Genomic DNA, 16,457 nt, shown 5'->3' with positions numbered 1-16,457 from the left:
ATTAGTCAATATAATGTAAAATATGTTACAGTTTTTCAGCCAATTAGTTCTTTCGCCTGTGCCAGTGCGGCCTCGGTAATTTTGCTTCCGGAAAGAAGCTGGGCGATCTCGTTCAGTTTCTCTTCTTCGTTCAGAGGAATGATGGTAGATTGTGTTTTACCGGAAATATCACGTTTTACGACTTTGTAGTTGTCATTTCCTTTGGCAGCAACCTGGGCCAGGTGAGAAATAACGATAAGCTGCATATCCGCAGACATTTCTCTCATCAGATTTCCTATTTCTTCGGCTACTTTTCCGGAAACTCCTGTATCAATTTCATCCAGAATAAGGGTTGGAAGCTCATCACTTTCGGCAATGATCTTTTTCACGGCAAGCATCACTCTGGATCTTTCACCACCGGAAATAGCGGTCTGGATTGGCTTTAAAGGAAAGCCTGAGTTGGCCTGAAAGAGCAACTGTATATTTTCTTTTCCAAATGCATTAAATTCCTGAGTATCCTGAAGTTCAATATCCACTCTGGATTTTTCAAGACCTAACTTTTTCAGAAGGGTTTCTGCTTTTTTAATGAAAACAGGCACCGATTTTTTTCTGTTTTTTGAAAGTTTCTCAGCGAGAATCTGAAGTATTTTCCCTTTTTTAGAAATATTTTCTTCAATCTCAGCAATATGATCTTCGAGTTCTGAAGCTCCTTTCTGCTCACCTGCCAGCTGATCTCTGAGTGCTCTTAATTCATTGATATCAGATACAGTATGCTTTAGAAAAAGGGCATTGATTTTATTATTAAGCTCCACAAGAACCGCCAGATTCGCCGGGTTGATCTCAATTCTTTCGGACTCATTTTCCAGTTCGGAAATAATATCTTTCAGTTCTACAAAAGAGGTTTCCAGCCTTTCGTCAAGTTCTGAGAAGCCGTTTGAAACTTCAGCAATTCGTGACAGCTTATGTTTGGCTTCGTTAAAGAACGATAAAATTCCTACTTCTTCCTGATGGAATCTTGAGAGAATCTGCACGAGGTTTTCTGAGATCATTTCAGCGTTCTCCTGGACAGATAACTGATTCTGAAGGTCTTCATAATCTACATCATCCAATTTCAATTCCTCCAGTTCATTCAACAGAAATTCTTTGTAGTCGCTTTCTTTTCTGTTTTCAGAAAGTTGGGTCTGAAGTTTTTTAAGCTGTAATTTTAAGCTTTGAAAGTCGGAAAATTCATTCTGATACTCTTCAATTAGCTTTTTATTTTCAGAAAGTCCGTCAATAATTTTAAACTGATATTCTGAGGTAAAAAGGTTTGAGGTTTCAAACTGTGAGTGAATATCAATAAGTTGAGACGTTAATTCTTTAAGGACATCAAGGGTCACAGGAACATCATTAATGAATGCTCTGGATTTCCCTGAAGGAAGGATTTCCCTTCGGATGATGGTCTGATGTTCATAATCCAGATCATTTTCAATAAAGAATTTTTTGAACTGGTTATTTAAGTCAAATTCAGTTTCCACAATGCTTTTCTCTTCCGATTTGGAAATAGATTTTACTTCAGCCCTTTCGCCAAGAATAAGCCTTAAAGCCCCTAAAATAATAGACTTACCGGCTCCGGTCTCCCCGGTAATTACCTGCAGACCGTTATTCAATGATACTTCAAGAGTATCAATCAAGGCAAAGTTTTTAATGTAAATTCTCGAAAGCATGGATAATAACTGATTACTTTAAGTAATGCAAATATAGAATTTAGTATCCGGTATTCAATGGGTAAAGCTGGCAGATTTTATTTCCACTTGCTCCATTTGTTCTCTGAATATTTGGGCGTAAGGATCATCATCAGCTGCTTAAGGTCATTCATCACCAATCCTCCATTGTTTCCGGAATTGAAAATATTGAAAATCTCGTCACTTTTATTATCTAAGAACAGATTGAAATAATAGGACTGCTGAAATGAATTTTCATACATTTTCAGCTGCATAAGCGCATCAAAGATCACTTTTTTTGCGGCAGTCTGATCCTGATTAAACAGATTATCCAAACCGGCCCTGTGATAGGTATACATCGTGGAACGCAATTGGCTCCAGTTCGGGTTGATAATCTCATTGATCAGTATTGTGCGGCTTCGCGGCTCGTTGATGACATTCCATCCTTCATAATTCCTGTTCTGTGAATTCTGAGCAATCTGCTGGGCTTTTGAGAACCATTGTGTTCCTCCCATAGACTGGAAACTGTCTGCATCATACCCTAAGATCACATAGACGTAAAAGCTTACCACATCGATCAGGTTTTTACCGGAAAACTGTCTTTCATTAAATACAAGGTTTTCATTTTCTACATATTCAAATGCAAACCTCTGGTCCTGAAGATTGACCAGCGGTGACTCATAATTTGTATTGTAAACCGGGCGAACAGCCTGGATCACAATGCTTCCTTTAAATCTGTTTCCGTCTCTTTCTGCAATGACAACGGCAAAATTACATTTGATCTTTTCGAAATTCTGCAGTTTTTTCCCGGTCCAGCTGGTGTTATTGATAAAGTCTCTGAGACTTTTTTCCAGCGCTTTGTAGGCTTGCTGGTTACTTCCTCCCAATTGCTGGGAGTTGATCTGTACCGTTGCAAGCAGTTCCTGGGAAAAACTCAGGTTATATATAAAAAGCAGCAAGAATAGGCTTATGATTTTTTTCATTATCGATTAAAAATTGAGAACGGAAATTTATTAAAATTATTTTAAAAGTTGAGCCTCAACAAAATCCAGAATATCTATGGCTACTTTATCTTTGGATTTAAGGTCAAATTCTTTTTTCCCTGTTTGGGTCAGGATCTTGATTTTATTGGTGTCATTTTTAAAGCCTGCCCCTTCGTCGCGCAGGGAGTTCAGAACGATCATATCAAGATTTTTCTTTTCCAGTTTCCCTTTTGCATTTTCTTCTTCATTCTGGGTTTCCAGGGCAAAACCTACGAGAAACTGATGGGTTTTCTTTTCACCCATTGTTTTAAGGATATCAGGATTTTTAACCAGTTCAAGGGTTAAATTTTCATCATTTTTTTTAATTTTCTCTTTCGCTACTTCTTTTGGAGCGTAATCTGCTACGGCGGCACTGGCAATACCGATATCGATGTGGTCATAGAATTCAAAAACTTTATTCAGCATTTCTCTTGCGGAGGTTACTTTATGCAGTTCTATATTTTTATCTTCGGTTGTCTGGGCACTCGGGCCGGAGATCAGAATTACTCGGGCTCCTCTTTTTGAGGCTTCTTCAGCCAGGGAAAATCCCATTTTACCTGAAGAATGATTCCCGATAAATCTTACGGGATCAAGGGCTTCATAGGTAGGTCCGGCTGTGATCAGTACCGTTTTTCCTTCCAGACTTTTGATGTGATTTCCGGAGGTAAAGAAATCCTCAATGGTTTTAACAATCGTATCTGGTTCTGCCATTCTACCCTGGCCTACCAATCCGCTGGCAAGTTCACCGGTTTCTGCGGGAACAATAAAATGCCCGTAATCTTCCGCCATCTCAAGGTTTTGTTTGGTGGAAGGATGTGCATACATATCCAAATCCATGGCCGGAGCAATAAATACGGGACATTTGGCAGACATATAGGTCGCAATGACCAGATTATCACACATTCCATGAATCATTTTGGCTAATGTATTGGCGGTGCATGGAGCAACGATCATGACGTCTGCCCACAAGGCCATTTCAACATGACTGTTCCAGGTACCGTTATCACCATAAAAATCTGAATAGACAGGTTTTTTTGAAAGGGTTGAAAGACTTAGTTTTGTTACAAACTGTTCTGCATCTGGAGTCATGATTACCTGAATTTCGGCTCCTTTTTTCACAAAATCCCTGATGAGGAAATGAATTTTATAGGCCGCAATTCCACCGGAAACAGCGATAAGTATCTTTTTACCGGAAACACTCATTTAGTTTTAATTTTTGAAATACTAAATTACTTATTTTTTCGCACAAAGCCGGGTATAAACAGACAAAGGTCATAAAAGAATTGAATTCCCTTATGACCTTCATATGATTAAAAACAAAAATAATTACTTTCTGTCTTCTGTCTTTCTGAAATAGATATCTTCATTCAGCCATTCTTCGATAGCAATAGAAGTAGGCTTAGGAAGTTTTTCGTAATGTTTAGAGATTTCGATCTGTTCTCTGTTTTCGAAAACTTCTTCCAATGTAGAATTGTGCACAGCAAATTCGTCCAATTTATTGTGAAGTTCCGTACGGATCTCCGCATTGATCTGCTCTGCTCTCTTTCCCATGATAACAATAGCTTCATAGATTGAACCTACTTTATCTTCAATCTTGTCTTTATCGTAAGTAATAGTATTTACTTCTGCTTTTGTATCTTTTACACTCATTTTGAGAAAATTATTTTATTAATAAGACGGCAAATTTACGAATTATCTTTGGATTTTGAAAGTGGCTGCTGGAGGAGGGGTCTGAAGTGCTGCACTGTCCCTCTGGATCTGCATTGCCTTCTTCTCATTACTGATCTGATCTTTGATTTGCTGCTCAGTTTTATTTTTTTCAGCCAGTTTTTCAGCCTCTTTTTTCTGTCTTATCGTTAATGCCGCAATTCTTGCTTCAGTTTGTTTCTTAACAACTACAAAGTTTTCTTTTTCTTTTTCCAGTTTTCCTCTCAGATCTGTTGCTGTTTTGGAATACTCTGTATTCGGAAGTTCTTTTTCCACCATCCTTGTATAAGAAAGAGCACTTTCTATACGCTCGTCTTTAAGCTCATACACAGATTTTACAGCCAGTTCATATCTTGACTTCATAATAAAGTCGTAGATTTTTGGACGAAGTTTGGTACTTGGGAAGTCTTCCAATACATTTTCCAAAGCAACGTTGGCTGCTTTGTACTCACCCATTTTGAAATACTGTCTGGCATTTTCGTAGGCCTTAAATTCCAGTTTATAAGAGAGTTCGTCAATAAGCTGACTGATATTTTTAGATCTTTCAGAGTTGGGATAATTGGTCAGGAAGTCCTGAAGTTCATTGATCGCCGTTTCTGTTGTAGACTGGTCCAAATTGTAGTCCATAGACCCTTCATAGTAGCATAATGCAGACATATAGGCTGCTTCTTCTGCTCTAGGATCTTTTGGAAAATTGACCGCAAAGTTTTTAAACTGATGTCCTGCCAGTTTATAACTCTTGTCATAGTAATTCGCATAAGCAGTATTAAAACCTACGTTAGGAAAATCATCTGTTCCTGCCACAAGGTTAGTCAACCTGTCATATAGAGCCAATGCATTTTTCCACTTCTTTTTGGTAAAATTATCATTCGCTGCTTTTAAGATAAAATTCTTGTCAGCACTCTTCATTGCTCTTTCCTGTTGGCTTACGCATGAGGAAACAACTGCCACAGCAAAAAGACCTAAAATATATTTTTTCATATAAAAAATTCAACAGTTTTCGGATTATAGGGCCGATTTACTAATTTGCAAAAATATAACTTTTTTGTCAATAGATTTTTTTTTATGAATATTTAACGTAAATTTAGTCTGCAGCGTATCCCAAAATAGCAAAAACGCTGACTAAAAGATTCATTCTTACTTTTTTCTCTGCTTCTTTGGTGTACGCTTCCTCATTTTTGCTCGGCACATAGAGCTCATAGAAATTTTTATTTCTGATGACAAATAATGTGGAGCCTATAATCATGGTAAGGATATCCTCAGGCTTTGGCGTAAAAGTAAATACTCCAGAAGCCACCCCTTTCTTGATCACATCATCAAGTTTTTTGACAAACAGCTGATAGAAATCGAGAAGTTCATCTTTTAAGTTTTCAGTATGCCTGAGTTCCTGGGTAACAAACCCATGAAAATAGTTGTATTTGAATAGTTGGGAAACAATATATTTAATGATTTCTCTTAACTGCATTTCCGGCTTGCCATCCTTGATGGTATCTGCAAATTCCGAAAAATTCTCTCTTGTTTTCAGCACTCTGTACTGATAAAGGTAAGACATCATTTTCTCTTTGGAACCGAAGTAGTAGGAAATCATTGCCACATTGATGTTGGCCTTGGAACAGATATCTCTTACCGAAGTTCCCTCATACCCTTTTTTGGCAATAAGTTCTTCAGCAATATCCAGTATATGGATCTGTTTTTCCGTAAATTTTTTTCTCATGAAGTGCACTTTGAGTAAAGTTAGGAAATTTTTAACACAATTATAAACGTTCGTTTAATAATTTTAAATTAATTTTCCAGATAATCGTACTTTTGTGAATGGATTTTTTTGATTTTCACCATCATAGGAAAAATATTCTTCATGGAATTTACAATATTGACCCTGGAATGACTCCTCCGGACCGTTCCTACTCTATCGGTATCCATCCCAGGGATATCGCTTTGGACTCTATAGAGGCACAATTCAGTTGGCTGCAATCAAATATCTCAGAAAACTGTCTGGCGATCGGGGAATGTGGTTTGGATTCAATAGTGGCTGTACCGCAAAAGATCCAGGAGCAAGTTTTTTCAAGACAGATTCTTATTTCCAATGAAATCAGGAAACCATTGATTATTCATTGTGTCAGAAAGTTTTATGAGGTTATTTCTTTAACTAAGAAAGCCGAACAAGCGGTTATTATTCATGGTTTTAACAAAAAACAACGGATCGCTGAAGACCTGTTGAAAAATAATTTTTATCTGAGTTTTGGAAAAGCTGTTTTGTATCATTTATCTTTGCAGGATATTGTAAGGAACGCACCTTTAGATAAAATCTTTTTAGAAACTGATAATGAATGTTTTAATATTCAAGAATTATATTCAAAAGTTTCAGCATTAAAAGGTATTTCTGTGGAAAGGCTGAATGAACAGATTTTAGAAAATTTAGACACGATAAAGAATGGATAAGTACTGGCTGGAGAGAACGGAACTCCTGATCAAAGAGGAAGGTTTAGAAAAACTTAATAAAGCGAATGTCCTGGTCATCGGTTTAGGAGGCGTAGGTTCTTTTGCCGCAGAATTTCTGGCCAGATCGGGTGTTGGAAACATGACGATTGTAGATGGCGACACGGTAGATATCACCAACATTAACAGACAGTTACCTGCCTTACGTTCCACCGTAGGAAAGCACAAGGTGGAAGTCGTCGCGGAAAGACTTCTGGATATCAATCCGGAACTTAATCTGAAAAAGATCAATGAATTCCTTAATCCAGAAAGAATGGATGAAGTTCTTGAATCGGACAAGTTTAATTATATTCTGGACTGCATCGATAGCATTACTCCCAAACTGTGTTTAATCAAAGCAGCCAAAAGAAAGAAAATAAAACTGATCAGTTCTATGGGAGCTGGTGGAAAAACAGACCCGAGTAAAGTTATGGTAAGGGACATCAGCAAAACGCAGAACTGCTTCCTGGCCAGACAAATCAGAAAAAGACTTAAAAAAGAAAATATCAATAAAGGCTTCAGATGTGTTTTTTCCAATGAACTTCAGCAGGAGGAAAGTCTGAAACTGACCGACGGAGCCAATTACAAAAGATCTTTCTACGGCACGGTAAGCTATATTCCTGCAATTTTCGGATTGTACGCAGCAGCTGAAGTGATTAATTATTTAGTGAAACAGGATTAATGCAAAACTTCAAATACTCCAGAGAAGAAAAACTCAAAAAAAACACTGAGATTGCTTTACTTTTTGACAAAGGTAAATGGAGGAGTTGCGGAAATCTGAGAATCATTATTCTAAAAGACAAACCCAATTTACCCGTTGAAAACCATAAGTTTGGTGTTTCTGTTTCTAAAAGATATTTCAAGAAGGCGGTGCACAGAAACAGGGTAAAAAGGCTCTTAAGGGAGTGTTACCGCCTGAATAAGGAGGTATATAAAGATGCTTTCGGAGAGAAAACACTGGCCATGATGTTTTGGGTTTCCTCTGAAATCCCGGCTAAATTTCAGGAAGTGGAAGAGCAGTTTCTCAAACTTTGCCAGATGCAGAAGAAGGCTTAATAATGCAACAATGCAGCAGTTTACAGTTGACCAACGAAATGGTGAAACTGTAAATTTTCTCCCACCGATCGCGCAGATTTTCACAGAGAAAAACCTTTAATTCTTTGTGAAATCATTTCTTTTACTTTAATATCTCAATTACAGCTTATCTTTTTTATTTCATGCAGAACAGATATCTGTGCAATCAGATAAATCTGTGGGGAATAAGCTGCCCGTGATTTACAGGTTATAAATTTTTCTAAAGTCTTGCATAGTTTTTGTATTTTTAGGGGAAACAATAAATCTGAAAATTAAAATGTTAGACCATGTTCCCTATTTTTCTTACGTACTGAGCGCCTTCATCGGCATCGGTTTGGCTGCAGCTACAGGCTTCAGAGTTTTTCTGCCTATGTTTGCAGTGAGTCTTGCTTCGTACTTTCACTGGATCCCGATGAATGAGCATTTTGAATGGATATCCGGGCTTCCGGCACTTATTACAACGGGTATTGCCACTATTGCTGAAATTTTAACCTATTATATTCCTTTCGTAGATCATTTGCTGGATACCATCTCTGTGCCTCTGGCTACCGTGGCGGGTTCTGTTTTATTTGCGAGCCAGTTTGCGGATCTGGGTACTTTTCCGCAGTGGGCGCTTGCTTTAATTGCAGGAGGAGGAACTGCAGCAACCATCAGTTCCGGCTTTGCCGGGATCCGGGCAGCTTCTACTGCCACCACAGGAGGTTTGGGTAATTCTGTGGTGGGAACGACTGAAACAGCAGGAGCCGGCATCATGACTATATTGGCCATGGCAGCCCCTGTTATTGCGGCTGTATTTGCCGTAATTCTGATTATTCTTGTTGTTGTTTTTGGCCGGAAAGCGTGGCGAAAAGTACGCGGCAGGAAAAACACCCCTGAAAATATATAAAAATTAAAGGCTGAACACTTCTGTATTCAGCCTTTAATTTATCTTTTATTTGCTCTTTAGTTTTTGCTTCTGAAATCTTTAATTTCTTTAATTTTAGATTGGAAGTGTTCCTTTTTTTCAGGAGTCTTTTTGATCAGAATCTCAAACGCCTTAATAGCTTTAGTATATAACTTCTGTTCAAAGTACAGATTGGCCAGTGTTTCTGTCATCAGGTGTGAAATATCATCATTCTTTTCTCTGACAACGTAGGTGCTTTCGTCTCTTAACTGACTGATTTTAGGATTGTTTTCGATAAAAGCTTCAATTACCTTCTCCTGAACCGGCGGAATGGGTGCTTCTTTTACTTTTTTCTCAGCAATGACTTCTTCCTCTGCAGGTCGGTCTATTTTCAACCAACTTTGCCATGTATTGATAAATCCGGGAACATTACTATCATCCGCAGCTTTTGCTGTGTTTTGAACTTTAGCTTCCTGAACAGGTTCTTTTATAGTTTTTTCTTTTTCCGCTTTTTGTACAGACAAACTTGAAATATCTGTCCCGAAGAAGGAAACATTCATGACTGGTGCTTCTTCTCCTTTCTGCGTTTTCGTTTCTGTAATTTCTTCAGAGCTTCTAACTTCTTCAGCTTCTTCTACCGGCAGTTCGGTCTCCTCCTCTACAGCTGGCAGAATATTATGATCTGAGGTTGTTTCAATCTCTTTTTGCGGCTCTCCGGCAGAATGCCCAGCTATTTCTTTATGCGTTTCTTTTGCATCTGAAATTTCCTGCTGTTTTGGAGCTTCAGTCTTAGGTGAGTTTGCTGCAGTGTCTTTACTGATCATCGAGTCGGGCAGATTAGCATCCAGACTCATCGGTTTCCATGCAGAAACTTCTTGTGAGGTTTCCTTCTCAGGTTCTTCAACTCTTTCCGTTATTTCTACAGGTTTTTCCTTTGGTTCCGGCTGAACTACCTTATTTTCTATGGGTTCAGGTACAGATTCTTCAGCTTTAGGTTCTTCTTTTTCAGTGGACCAGAAATGGAAGTTTTGTGTTTCTGCAAAACTGATCTCGTGGTCGCTTGTTTCAGGATCCTCAATCTCAGCTTTTGGAGCGGATTGAGCCTCTTTCATTTTCTTCTCCACCTCTTCAATCAGACGTCGCATTTCTTCCTCATGTTTATTAACAGTCGGTTTAGAAACTTCAGGAGCTACCGCCTCATCCTCACTGTTTGCCTGAATCTTAACATCGGGAAGAAACTGATCCATTCCATGGAAACTTATTTCAGCATCCAGCTCAGCTGCATCTTCCTTTACAGCAACGATGACAGGGTCCTGATCTCTTTCGGTAACTAAAGGTTCTTCAACTTTTTCCTGTTGTTCCTCATTTTCATTAGCTTCCGGTTCCGGAATGATGGTTTCAACTTCATGAAAGCTTACGTCTTCCCCTTTATCAATTTCCTGTTCTTCTGGCTGGCTGGCTATATTATTTTCTTCAACAATCAATTCCGGAGTGAATTCTGCTCCAGTTTCACTATCGTTCTTATCATTATTTTCTGTTTCTACTTCATGGAAGCTTACATCTTCATCTTTATCGATTTTCTGCTCTTCTGGCTGGCTATCAATATTATTTTCATCAACAATAAGTTCAGGAGTAAAGTCTGCTCCTACTTCTGACTCTTTCTCCTCCTCACTTTTTTGTGTTTCTGCTGTTTGTACAACTTCTTCCTGCAGATCTTTTGCAGCATTTTCCGTTTTTTGAGTTACGATAACCCCTGATTCGAGTGTAGATTCAAGATCTATGATTTCAGAGCTGGTTTCCTCAAGGAAGTTTTCTTCACCTTCAAAGAGAATACGGTTTCTTTCCCCGTTGGTATGGATGTGTTTCACTTCCTGAACAGGTGGCATCATGCTGGCCACCGCTTCATATTTCTCCTGTTTCTGCTGTATTTTTTCGGAAGGCTCCTCTCTTTTTATCGGGAAAGCTTTGTCTTTATAGGAATATTTCACCTCTTTTTCTGCTGTTTTAGAAGTTTTTTTGTCTTCTAAAACCTCACGCTTTGGTTCCCGCTGTATTTTCCCGTTAATCAGCTGATAAAGAAGTTTCTTGTCAGTAGTATACGCTGCCGTTGTCGAAAGTTCTTTCTGATAGTTTTCTTTATCATAAAGGTGTACCCCAAACAAATGAAGTGCCCTGATGTTCTGAACATAAGGAAATGCATGAATTTCTTCTTTCAAAAGACCGAGATCTTCTGACTGAATATTTTTGGGGTTCTTTAATAATTCTAAAACTCTGGGATTCATCTTACCAATTGGCTACAATATCGTTAAATATCTTGTTAATAATTCTGTCTGTCACAAGCTTCACCTGAGAAGCTTCGATCTCACTTTGGGTCAGGTTACTGTTAAAAACAGCTTCATCCGTATAGGTTCTGTCAAAACTGGAATCCGGATGCACTTTGTTTTCATAGTGTACTTTTACAGAAATAGTCAGCTTGCTCTGTGCCTGCTGTACTACTCCACCCGAAGGGTTGGTTGTTGTATTGGAGCTGATCGTAGTTGGTGAATAGCCGTAGTCGGAGATTTCACCTTCTATCAAAATATCAGGATTTGATTTTGTTCCTTTTAATGTGGTTCTCTGCAAAAATCTGTTTTGGATATCTGTAGAAAACTGTTGGGAAAGAGTTGGATTAACAAGCGCTGCATTATTTGGAAATTCATTGATCTGAACGGTCTTTTCATCCGTCAATGAAGATCCGGTAAAAGAGTAACACTGATGAAACAGTGAAAGCATTACAAACCCAACTATTATTTTTAATTTACTCATACCATTTTTTGATTTAGCGACTCCAGCACGTCTTTATACGCAGCATATTTCATACAGATTCCGAGAGGTATCGTCACCAGAATTCCTACTCCGCACACGATCATTCCAAGCTGGGAAATGAAACCTACTACAATCGAGAATAAAAAGATCTTAAAAAAGTTTTTTCTGGCAATTTTCCATGAAAGTCCATAAGCTTCTCTTACACTTGTTATTCTGTAAAGCGAGATCAAAGGCTGTACAAAATACATTGATATAGAAAGAGCCATGAACACAATTATGGTCAACATCAGCCACAGTCCCATTCCGCCAGCAAATAAAGCGGCACCAGTATCTGATACATTTTCCCCATCTACTCCGGCCACAGCCAGAAACGGAAGTAACGTAAGCTGTATAGGAATCATAACCACGATACACACTGCGAAAATAAGCAGAAACAATTTCAGATACACTACGAAATCCGTAAAGTCGAAAATATCTCCTGCTGAAACCTGCTGACCTTCATCTACTTTTTTGCAGATTTTATAGAAGTTTCCCAATCCAAGAATACCACAAAAAGGAATAAAGCTCATTACAAAAAGCAGCAATGTAGCGACAATAAAGCCTCCAATATCTTTTTTGAACAGGTCTGTTCCCTGGGACAGATATTTCCCTATATTGAAATCATATTCTTTTATATTCAGTACTTCTAAGTTTTTCATTTGTGTTATCAGTCTTCTAAGTTATATTGTTTTATTTTTCTGTATAAAGTTCTTTGTGAAATTCCAAGCTCGTCCGCAGCTCTGTTTCTGCGTCCCTTATGCTTCTCTAAAGCTTTAATGATCAAGTCTTTTTCGTTATTCTGAAGCGATAGAGATTCCGGTCGGTTTTCTTCTACTTCTATATCTTCAATATCTTCGTAGCTGTCATCATTGTTTGAAATAATGGTTGGCGCAGACTGCACTACAGGAGATTTATCCTCGAAATACAGCAGTGAATTCTGGGACACAGGCTGAGTCTGTTCTGCAGAATAGATTCTGTTGATGAGATTTTTTTCCTGATTGCTCAGATCGGCTGTTCCTCTGTTTTTGATCAGTTCTGAAGTTAGTGATTTTAAGTCATTAATATCACTTCTCATATCAAAGAGAATTTTGTACATGATTTCTCTCTCACTTCCGAAATCACTCTGTTTCTGAGTACTCTGATTGTTAACCACCATCGGAAGATGGGTTTCCATAGGAATGTATTCAGCGAGTTTCTCCACTGTTATTTCCCGGTTTCTTTCCACTACCGTCATCTGTTCCACCAGGTTTCTTAACTGACGGATATTTCCGGGAAAGGAATAATTTTCAATATAATGAACAGCACCCGGTTCCAACTGCAATTCCGGCATTCTGTATTTCTCTGCAAAGTCTATTGAAAACTTTCTGAATAACAAATGAATATCTCCTTTTCTTTCTCTTAAAGGAGGCATATCAATCTGAACGGTATTTAAACGGTAAAATAAATCTTCACGGAATCTTCCGTCGTGAATAGCCTTCATCATATTGACGTTGGTTGCGGCTACAATTCTTACATTGGTTTTCTGCACCTGCGAGGAACCTACTTTCATAAATTCACCGCTTTCCAGGACTCTCAAAAGACGGACCTGCGTCTGTAAAGGAAGCTCTCCAACCTCATCCAGAAAGATGGTTCCGCCGTCTGCTACTTCAAAGTATCCTTTTCTGGTAGCGGTAGCTCCTGTAAATGCTCCTTTCTCGTGTCCGAATAATTCAGAGTCTATGGTTCCTTCCGGAATAGCTCCACAATTGACCACGATATAGGGCTGATGTTTTCTTTTTGATTCTGAATGAATGATTTTCGGGATAAATTCTTTCCCAACACCACTTTCTCCGATAACCAGAACGGAAATATCTGTGGGCGCTACCTGGATTGCCTTTTCCAAAGCCCTGTTCAGGACAGGAAAGTTTCCAATGATGCCAAAGCGGTTTTTTATGTTTTGTAACTCGTTACTCATAAGTAAATTTTTGATTATTGATTTAATAATAATCTACAGTTCTTCGATCTGTTTCCTGTAGACTTTGTTAAAGTGATGAGTGTAGACATCCTTCATGGTCTTTCCTTCATCATAAGTCATTAATGCTAACTTCTTTAAATCTAAATAATCTTTGTTTCTGATTTTAGAAACTTTACTTTTAAAATATATATTTTCTGCAAAGTTGTTTTCCTTGCTCTGTTTTTCAAAATTTTCTAAAGCTTTGTCGTACCTGCCAAGTTCAAAGTACGTTACTCCCAGCTGGTAGTGGTCATACAATCCTTTGAAATAGCCTTTTGACGCCAGAAGCTTTTCAATAATCGCCGCAGCTTTTTCTTTCTGCCCCAACGCACTGTAAGACATAGCCTTTACTATATCTAAATGATAATCTCCGTTTAAGGATCTCCCTAGATCATCGGGGTAATATTTTTTTAATGCTTCTAAATCCTGAATGGCTCCTCGGTAATCGCGCAAAAACTGAAATTTGCACCATCCTCTGTAGCCTAAATGCATTTTAGGATCTGCTGCAACAGCCTTGTCAATAAGAATCTTCCAGGTTACAAAGTCTCCGTTCTTAAGATATGGAACTGCTTTTTCCATATAGGTGTTGGAGAAATCCGGGCAAAATCCGATGGCTTTATCGAAGGCTTCCTGAGATTCCCGGCTGCCTTGTCTGTCTGAAGCCCAGTTGTATAATTCACAAGCTTTTTTGCAGTTCTCCCCCTCTACTGCATTACAGTTAACCTGTGCAATAGTATTGGTATAAACGATAAGCAGCAAAAAGCTAAGGTAATACCTCTGAAACTTTTCCATTCTCAATTTTATAGGTTAAATACTGATAATAGCCTATTTTAAAACCCTTTATCTCTTTGGGAATCCAGCCGTCCAGCGATTTTGTAAACCGAAGCAACCTTTCTCCCAGCTCTTTATTTAGAATTGTTTCCTTAAGATCTGCATCCATCTGCTGAACTCTGAACCATCCTGTTTTTCCTTCACAATTTACTAAAAATCTTACGGTAATATAACCGTTCGTTTTACTTTCGGAAGATATTTTTTCTTTTCGAGTTTTTCTAGAATAGCTATTTTCTCTCCTTTATAGTCAAACTCTTTTGATCCCTGATAATACTGAAGACTTATGAGTTTCTCAGGAGTACATTTTTTAAAGGCAGGATCATCCAGCTTTTCATCAAATTCTATGTCTCCTACTATTGCAGGATATTGACTGATGTTTTTTTCTGTCTGACATGACATCAGGATAAAGGAAAATAAAGCAAAAAGATAAACCGCTTTGATCACCATCTTATGTTATTCTGCAGTTCTCCCTAAAAGCGTGCCCTGTGTATTGTCATAGACAAATACGTTCACAATGTCACCAATTTTCTGACCTTCCAGAACATCAAATACACAAACTGCATTCTGTGAGTTTCTTCCCTTCCATTGATTTTTATTCTTTCTGGAAGTTCCTTCGATCAGAATCTGGTGCGTTCTTCCGACATAAGTCTCCATCCTTTTTCTCGACAGTTCGCGCTGAAGTTCGATGACCTCATTCAGGCGTTTCTGTTTTACCTCAAAAGGAATATTATCCTCCATTTTCTTATGTGCCGGTGTTCCGGGTCTTTCCGAATAAGCGAACATATAGCCGTAGTCATATTCCACTTCCTTCATCAGGCTTAATGTATCCTGATGATCTTCTTCCGTCTCATTACAGAAACCGATAATCATATCCTGAGAAAAAGCAATATCAGGAACAATCTCCTTTGCTTTTTTAATCAAATCTAGATATTCTTCACGCGTATGCTGTCTGTTCATCGCCAAAAGCATATTGTTGCTTCCGCTTTGTACAGGCAGGTGAACGTAATTACATATATTGTCATGTTTTGCAATCATTCTGAACACATCCAGACTCATATCCTGAGGATTGGAAGTAGAGAATCTGATTCTCATTTCCGGAACGGCTTTAGCCACCAGATCAAGCAGGTGCGCAAAATCAACGGCTGTTGCTTTCTGCATTTCAGAAGCTTTGACAAAGTCTTTTTTAGGACCGCCTCCATACCACAGGTAAGAGTCTACATTCTGACCTAAAAGTGTAATTTCTTTGTATCCGTTATCTAAAAGGTTTTTACATTCCTGAATGATGGAATGCGGATCACGGCTTCTTTCGCGTCCTCTTGTAAAAGGAACCACGCAAAATGTACACATATTATCGCAGCCTCTCGTAATGGTTACAAAGGCTGTAACACCATTTCCGCCTAAACGGACCGGGTTGATATCTGCGTAAGTTTCTTCTTTTGAAAGAATGACATTGATGGCATCTCTTCCGTCTTCGGTTTCCTTCAAAAGGTTGGGAAGATCTCTGTAAGCATCGGGACCTACCACAAGATCTACCAATTGTTCTTCCTCCAGAAATTTGGTTTTTAACCGTTCAGCCATGCATCCCAAAACACCAACCGTCATATTCGGTTTTTGTTTCTTCAGATTTTTGAACTGAGCAAGACGCATTCTTACGGTCTGCTCCGCTTTTTCACGGATCGAACAGGTATTTAAAAGGATAAGGTCTGCTTCTTCTACTTTCAGCGTGGTGTTGTACCCTTGCTCATTAAGAATAGATGCAACAATTTCAGAATCAGAGAAGTTCATCTGACAACCATAGCTTTCTAAAAAAAGTTTTTTAGAATTCTCGGGCCTTTCAGCGATGGCAAAAGCTTCTCCCTGTTTTGTTTCGTCTATATATTTTTCCTGCACTGTAATCAATTTGATGTTCAGGATTCAAGATCCAAAGTTCAATTCATGAATTTTTC

General features: G+C 38.4%; 18 protein-coding genes. 4 read left to right on the top strand and 14 right to left on the bottom strand.

What is annotated here, in order from left to right:
* Positions 1–35: 35 nt before the first annotated feature.
* From EG346_RS07495 to EG346_RS07470, 6 genes are all read right to left on the bottom strand, one after another.
* Entirely contained in the window at positions 36–1,685 is a 1,650-nt protein-coding gene (locus tag EG346_RS07495) for a DNA repair protein RecN (protein ID WP_123877768.1), read from the bottom strand.
* Between the two features lie 77 nt (positions 1,686–1,762).
* The gene (porD, locus tag EG346_RS07490) at positions 1,763–2,665 is read right to left on the bottom strand and encodes a type IX secretion system protein PorD (RefSeq protein ID WP_073328862.1); all 903 of its coding nucleotides are present in this window, start codon (positions 2,663–2,665) and stop codon (positions 1,763–1,765) included.
* Between the two features lie 36 nt (positions 2,666–2,701).
* Complete coding sequence (gene coaBC / locus EG346_RS07485) at positions 2,702–3,907, bottom strand: bifunctional phosphopantothenoylcysteine decarboxylase/phosphopantothenate--cysteine ligase CoaBC (RefSeq protein ID WP_123877766.1); 1,206 nt, start codon at positions 3,905–3,907, stop codon at positions 2,702–2,704.
* Positions 3,908–4,030: 123 nt separating this feature from the next.
* Positions 4,031–4,354: a DNA-directed RNA polymerase subunit omega gene (locus tag EG346_RS07480; protein WP_027372958.1), complete on the bottom strand. Its 324-nt coding sequence runs from the start codon at positions 4,352–4,354 to the stop codon at positions 4,031–4,033.
* Between the two features lie 42 nt (positions 4,355–4,396).
* Positions 4,397–5,392 carry an outer membrane protein assembly factor BamD gene (locus EG346_RS07475; protein ID WP_073328857.1) on the bottom strand — a complete coding sequence of 332 codons (996 nt, stop codon included), beginning with the start codon at positions 5,390–5,392 and terminating at the stop codon, positions 4,397–4,399.
* Between the two features lie 103 nt (positions 5,393–5,495).
* Positions 5,496–6,125 (bottom strand): TetR/AcrR family transcriptional regulator, encoded by a 630-nt coding sequence (locus tag EG346_RS07470; RefSeq protein WP_073328854.1) that lies wholly within the window; start codon positions 6,123–6,125, stop codon positions 5,496–5,498.
* Positions 6,126–6,223: 98 nt separating this feature from the next.
* On the opposite strand from EG346_RS07470, the gene EG346_RS07465 reads away from it, so the two are divergent.
* The 4 genes from EG346_RS07465 (at position 6,224) to EG346_RS07450 (ending at position 8,846) form a co-directional block, all read left to right on the top strand.
* Entirely contained in the window at positions 6,224–6,850 is a 627-nt protein-coding gene (locus tag EG346_RS07465; protein ID WP_123877764.1) for a TatD family hydrolase, read from the top strand.
* Positions 6,843–7,568, top strand: a complete 726-nt coding sequence (locus EG346_RS07460; RefSeq protein ID WP_073328849.1) for a tRNA threonylcarbamoyladenosine dehydratase — start codon at positions 6,843–6,845, stop codon at positions 7,566–7,568. Before EG346_RS07465 ends, EG346_RS07460 begins: the two co-directional genes overlap by 8 nt.
* On the top strand, positions 7,568–7,942 hold the full coding sequence (gene rnpA / locus EG346_RS07455; RefSeq protein WP_073328847.1) for a ribonuclease P protein component: 375 nt from the start codon (positions 7,568–7,570) through the stop codon (positions 7,940–7,942). The genes EG346_RS07460 and rnpA overlap by 1 nt, the downstream gene beginning before the upstream one ends.
* Positions 7,943–8,237: 295 nt before the next feature.
* Entirely contained in the window at positions 8,238–8,846 is a 609-nt protein-coding gene (locus EG346_RS07450; protein ID WP_073328845.1) for a DUF4126 domain-containing protein, read from the top strand.
* A 56-nt stretch (positions 8,847–8,902) separates the two neighbouring features.
* Here the strand turns inward: EG346_RS07450 and EG346_RS07445 are convergent, their stop codons facing one another.
* The 8 genes from EG346_RS07445 to miaB are packed head-to-tail and all read right to left on the bottom strand — an operon-like array spanning position 8,903 to position 16,401.
* Positions 8,903–11,125, bottom strand: a complete 2,223-nt coding sequence (locus tag EG346_RS07445) for a DUF8458 domain-containing protein (RefSeq protein ID WP_123877761.1) — start codon at positions 11,123–11,125, stop codon at positions 8,903–8,905.
* Position 11,126: 1 nt separating this feature from the next.
* Complete coding sequence (gene lptE / locus EG346_RS07440; protein ID WP_083563887.1) at positions 11,127–11,648, bottom strand: LPS assembly lipoprotein LptE; 522 nt, start codon at positions 11,646–11,648, stop codon at positions 11,127–11,129.
* The gene (locus tag EG346_RS07435) at positions 11,645–12,346 is read right to left on the bottom strand and encodes a DUF4013 domain-containing protein (protein WP_073328838.1); all 702 of its coding nucleotides are present in this window, start codon (positions 12,344–12,346) and stop codon (positions 11,645–11,647) included. The genes lptE and EG346_RS07435 overlap by 4 nt, the downstream gene beginning before the upstream one ends.
* An 8-nt stretch (positions 12,347–12,354) precedes the next feature.
* Positions 12,355–13,641, bottom strand: coding sequence for a sigma-54 interaction domain-containing protein (locus EG346_RS07430; protein WP_073328836.1), 1,287 nt, complete (start codon positions 13,639–13,641; stop codon positions 12,355–12,357).
* 33 nt (positions 13,642–13,674) lie between these two features.
* Entirely contained in the window at positions 13,675–14,472 is a 798-nt protein-coding gene (locus tag EG346_RS07425; RefSeq protein ID WP_073328834.1) for a tetratricopeptide repeat protein, read from the bottom strand.
* Complete coding sequence (locus EG346_RS24775; RefSeq protein WP_164466348.1) at positions 14,444–14,620, bottom strand: hypothetical protein; 177 nt, start codon at positions 14,618–14,620, stop codon at positions 14,444–14,446. The genes EG346_RS07425 and EG346_RS24775 overlap by 29 nt, the downstream gene beginning before the upstream one ends.
* A gap of 50 nt (positions 14,621–14,670) precedes the next feature.
* Positions 14,671–14,958, bottom strand: a complete 288-nt coding sequence (locus EG346_RS07420; protein ID WP_123877759.1) for a hypothetical protein — start codon at positions 14,956–14,958, stop codon at positions 14,671–14,673.
* 6 nt (positions 14,959–14,964) lie between these two features.
* On the bottom strand, positions 14,965–16,401 hold the full coding sequence (gene miaB, locus EG346_RS07415) for a tRNA (N6-isopentenyl adenosine(37)-C2)-methylthiotransferase MiaB (protein ID WP_073329123.1): 1,437 nt from the start codon (positions 16,399–16,401) through the stop codon (positions 14,965–14,967).
* Positions 16,402–16,457: the final 56 nt, after the last annotated feature.

Source organism: Chryseobacterium carnipullorum, assembly GCF_003815695.1.
Lineage (GTDB): Bacteria > Bacteroidota > Bacteroidia > Flavobacteriales > Weeksellaceae > Chryseobacterium > Chryseobacterium carnipullorum.
The sequence above is the reverse complement of the archived record's forward strand: the minus strand, read 5'-3'. Positions and strand labels throughout refer to the sequence as shown.

Coding starts and splice junctions, on each gene's coding strand:
- rnpA (WP_073328847.1), top strand. CDS start 7,568: ATGCAAAACTTCAAATACTCCAGAGAAGAAAAACTCAAAAAAAACACT.
- EG346_RS07435 (WP_073328838.1), bottom strand. CDS start 12,346: ATGAAAAACTTAGAAGTACTGAATATAAAAGAATATGATTTCAATATA.
- lptE (WP_083563887.1), bottom strand. CDS start 11,648: ATGAGTAAATTAAAAATAATAGTTGGGTTTGTAATGCTTTCACTGTTT.
- EG346_RS07465 (WP_123877764.1), top strand. CDS start 6,224: ATGGATTTTTTTGATTTTCACCATCATAGGAAAAATATTCTTCATGGA.
- EG346_RS07470 (WP_073328854.1), bottom strand. CDS start 6,125: ATGAGAAAAAAATTTACGGAAAAACAGATCCATATACTGGATATTGCT.
- EG346_RS07495 (WP_123877768.1), bottom strand. CDS start 1,685: ATGCTTTCGAGAATTTACATTAAAAACTTTGCCTTGATTGATACTCTT.
- coaBC (WP_123877766.1), bottom strand. CDS start 3,907: ATGAGTGTTTCCGGTAAAAAGATACTTATCGCTGTTTCCGGTGGAATT.
- EG346_RS07475 (WP_073328857.1), bottom strand. CDS start 5,392: ATGAAAAAATATATTTTAGGTCTTTTTGCTGTGGCAGTTGTTTCCTCA.
- EG346_RS07430 (WP_073328836.1), bottom strand. CDS start 13,641: ATGAGTAACGAGTTACAAAACATAAAAAACCGCTTTGGCATCATTGGA.
- EG346_RS07450 (WP_073328845.1), top strand. CDS start 8,238: ATGTTAGACCATGTTCCCTATTTTTCTTACGTACTGAGCGCCTTCATC.
- EG346_RS07480 (WP_027372958.1), bottom strand. CDS start 4,354: ATGAGTGTAAAAGATACAAAAGCAGAAGTAAATACTATTACTTACGAT.
- EG346_RS07460 (WP_073328849.1), top strand. CDS start 6,843: ATGGATAAGTACTGGCTGGAGAGAACGGAACTCCTGATCAAAGAGGAA.
- porD (WP_073328862.1), bottom strand. CDS start 2,665: ATGAAAAAAATCATAAGCCTATTCTTGCTGCTTTTTATATATAACCTG.
- EG346_RS07420 (WP_123877759.1), bottom strand. CDS start 14,958: ATGGTGATCAAAGCGGTTTATCTTTTTGCTTTATTTTCCTTTATCCTG.
- EG346_RS24775 (WP_164466348.1), bottom strand. CDS start 14,620: ATGGATGCAGATCTTAAGGAAACAATTCTAAATAAAGAGCTGGGAGAA.
- EG346_RS07425 (WP_073328834.1), bottom strand. CDS start 14,472: ATGGAAAAGTTTCAGAGGTATTACCTTAGCTTTTTGCTGCTTATCGTT.
- EG346_RS07445 (WP_123877761.1), bottom strand. CDS start 11,125: ATGAATCCCAGAGTTTTAGAATTATTAAAGAACCCCAAAAATATTCAG.